The organism is Algoriphagus yeomjeoni, assembly GCF_003259505.1.
Taxonomy (GTDB): Bacteria; Bacteroidota; Bacteroidia; order Cytophagales; family Cyclobacteriaceae; genus Algoriphagus; species Algoriphagus yeomjeoni.
Map to the genome: position 1 here is coordinate 1 of NZ_QLLK01000029.1, position 1,846 is coordinate 1,846.

Below are 1,846 nucleotides of genomic sequence, written 5' to 3' on the forward strand. Positions count from 1 at the left end.
GGGTAGGCAAGACATCCTTTACCTATACAGGCAGGAAAAAGAAAGTTGATACGTTGTAATACGTTATTGATGTGAATAGTAAAATGTAAAAAGAGTCCCGCATTTGTGGGACTCTTTTTTGTTAATTAGAATTTATCTGTTGTCGAAACTTGACAACCCGAGTAATCCCTAGGCTTTATCCGGTACCTAACTATACCAAGGTTGCTTTTTAAGGGATGGTTTATTTTGTGAAATCAGAAAGTAAAAGAGCTTTTTTAAATCCTAAAAAATATATTTCATATCTACAAAATTGCATTACATGTAAATTTTTTTGGAAAAACACTTGGATATGAAATACAAAAAAGTGTACTTTAACAGCATAATAGAAGGCTTGGGTATTTTATGTGAATTTGCATATAGTGTATCCTGTTCAAGAACTGGTTCAATAGACATTAATTCAAATATTGGATTTTTCTTTATTACAAAATTTTATTTTGAAATAAGGTATTATACAACTTAATAATGGCCTTTTTTAGGTCTGAGGTTAATTTTTAAGTACTCGAGAAATTTTAAATACTAACGATATGGACACTTTATCCAATTGTCAATTAAACGCTCACCCACAAGCAAGTGGATTTTTCGCAAGGGTGGCAAGGAAATTTGATTTCCGGATTATGTTAATTTTTCCATTAATCTTTTTGCTTGGATTTTTTAATAGCTCAGAGCTTATTGGGCAAACTGCTGTAGTTAATCCGGCTACTCCGTTTAACATCGATCTGAATAATCCTCCATCATGTCCACAAAATAACCTGCGAATTATTGCAGTAGACTTTAGGGATCCATTAACGGGCCTACCATTTGATCCTATTGAACTTGATGGTACGCCTTTAGGTACTCCGATTGATGGGGATATTTTTGTCACTTTTGCAGTGAGTGGACAGGGTTATAATTTCCACGTTCAATATGATCTTCTTATAAATGATGTGTCCCAAGGTCAACAAGGTTTATGTATTGTTGTTGAGGATGGTAATGGTAACACTATAAACATCACAAATGGATTACAAATTAAGGTTGCTGACTTTACTTGGAACTACGGAGATAAAGTTGAAATTAAAAACGTTTACCAAACTTGGGTTACAGGTAACGCTAAACCAAATGATAAATCCTGTCCTTCCTCAGCAGGAAATTCTCAATGTGATTTTCAGGGAGAAGGATTTGTTGTTGAAACTCCAATTGTAGCAAATTTTGAATTTGAAACTTTTTGTGACAATAGAAATGTAGCCTTTACCAACCTTAGTACTGGAGGTGATCCAGAGGTTGTTTCAACTTATCTTTGGGACTTCGGAGATGGAAACACTTCTACCCAAATTAACCCAACTCATACTTATGCTGCTGCGGGGACTTATGATGTTACTCTAACCTCATCTAACTCTGGGATTTCGGACGAGGAGACATTTGCAGTCACAGTTTTTGACCCAATAGCTTTAACAATCAATTCTCCACCTGCTGTTTGTTTGCCAGGAACTGTGGATTTGACAGCTGCGTTTGTGACCAATGGATCATCAGTTGGTTTAACGTATACTTATTGGTTAGATGACCAAGCCACTCAGCCATTAAATAACCCAGATGCGGTTGTTGTTGGAGGAACATATTACATTAAAGGAACTAATCCGATCACTAATTGCGAACTGATCAAGCCAGTTGTGGTGACTATTACTCCAGCGACGGCGATCACGACCCAGCCAGAAGGCGACACTTATTGCATTGATTCTGAAGCGGCGGCCCTGACTGTTGCCGGATCGGGAACAGGAACGATAACCTACCAGTGGTTCAGCAATGAGGAGAACAGCAATACAGGCGGGACTTT

Annotated in this window: 1 protein-coding gene; it reads left to right on the forward strand. The window is 37.3% G+C overall.

The window, feature by feature from the left end; translation table 11 throughout:
- Window positions 1–677: 677 nt before the first annotated feature.
- Window positions 678–1,846, forward strand: a 1,169-nt coding sequence (locus LV83_RS21770; RefSeq protein WP_317046712.1) for a PKD domain-containing protein, incomplete at its 3' end; no start/stop codon positions are given.